Below are 1,408 nucleotides of genomic sequence, written 5' to 3'. Positions count from 1 at the left end.
CAATAAAAAAAGGTGATGCGATTATTGAGTACAAAGGGGAGCGCATTAGTTGGAAGTTGGCCGAGAAGCGCCATCCACATGACCCTAAAGACCCAAACCATACTTTTTATTTCTCTCTGGAGGATGGCCGTTGCATTGATGCTAAATATGGCGGCAATGCAGCACGCTGGATTAACCACTCCTGTAAGCCCAGTTGTGAAACTCGAGAAGATATTTTTGGCGGTGAGCCCCGTGTATTTATTTATGCGAAACGCGACCTTAAGTTGGGCGAAGAGCTTTTTTATGATTATTCGCTTGATATTGGCAGCCGCGTTACCAAGCGGTTGAAGAAGGACTATGAGTGTCGCTGTGGTGCAAAGAAATGCCGTGGCACGATGTTGTCTCTCGATACCAAATAATTTTAAAAAATGTTGTTTCTCAGTATTCAAGATTTAGAGGCAGCTATTAATTACTGGCGCAGTCAATCGCCTGCGGCTGGAGAAGAATTACATTTATGCCCAGAGGCCGCCGCGCTTGCAAAACCTTACGCACTTATGATTGTTCAAGGGTCGCAGAGGGTTCCCATGGATGTCTTGGATGAAATAGCAAAATCAGCAATCCAAAAGTTTTTTAAAACCAAACAAACAAACTAAAAAAACTCAACCTTTGTGTTTTTAGGGTTATCTCTATATTAGTAAATACTCTCTTGGAGTATTCTCAAAGTCTTGCCCAAAGATGTGCATGAGGATTTAAGCTTGCAAGAAACAATATTAAAAACAATTGGTCTTGGGAAAACTTTTAAAGGGTTTTCTGCGGTGAGTGACGTCAATCTAGATGTCACTCGTGGAACTATTCACGCTCTCATTGGACCCAACGGGGCAGGCAAAACCACTTGTTTTAATTTACTCACTAAATTTTTAGAGCCCAGCGCCGGTCAAATTCTATTTAATGGTTTTGACATCACAAAAGAGAAGCCAGCCCAAATTGCAAGGCGGGGTGTGGTTCGATCATTTCAAATCTCTGCTGTTTTCCCACACCTAACTGTTCTGGAAAACGTTCGTGTTGCACTGCAGCGAGGACTGGGTACGGAATTTCATTTTTGGACGTCTGGTGAGTCACTAAATGTGCTCAAAGAGCGCGCTGAGGAGTTGTTGTGTGAGGTTGGTTTGGCAGACTTTGCCCACGAAGAAACCCTAAATTTGGCTTATGGGCGCAAGAGAGCCCTAGAAATTGCCACGACCATGGCCATGGAGCCCGAATTAATGCTGTTGGATGAACCAACACAGGGTATGGGCCATGAAGATGTCGAGCGCGTTACAGAATTAATTGATCGGGTGTCTAAGGGTCGCACTATCTTGATGGTTGAGCACAACATGAAGGTGGTTTCCTCCATTGCCGACAGAATTACGGTGTTGCAACGGGGCTCGGT

3 protein-coding genes are annotated in these 1,408 nt (G+C 44.4%); all 3 read left to right on the top strand.

The genetic code is table 11. From position 1 onward, the window contains the following. The coding region (locus B7X71_RS16875) for an SET domain-containing protein-lysine N-methyltransferase (protein ID WP_293601592.1) at nucleotides 1-398 on the top strand (398 nt) is incomplete at its 5' end. A 9-nt stretch (nucleotides 399-407) separates the two neighbouring features. Then, nucleotides 408-632: a DUF3717 domain-containing protein gene (locus B7X71_RS16870; RefSeq protein ID WP_215387009.1), complete on the top strand. Its 225-nt coding sequence runs from the start codon at nucleotides 408-410 to the stop codon at nucleotides 630-632. Nucleotides 633-716: 84 nt separating this feature from the next. After that, a partial coding sequence (locus B7X71_RS16865; protein WP_293601593.1) for an ABC transporter ATP-binding protein occupies nucleotides 717-1,408 on the top strand: 692 nt, incomplete at its 3' end.

The sequence above is a fragment of the Polynucleobacter sp. 39-46-10 genome (genome assembly GCF_002282275.1).
Note: the sequence above shows the minus strand (reverse complement) of the source record. Positions and strands in the feature narration are given on the sequence as shown.

Excerpts from the sequence above, each read along its gene's own strand:
- B7X71_RS16870 (WP_215387009.1), top strand. The coding sequence starts at position 408 with ATGTTGTTTCTCAGTATTCAAGATTTAGAGGCAGCTATTAATTACTGG.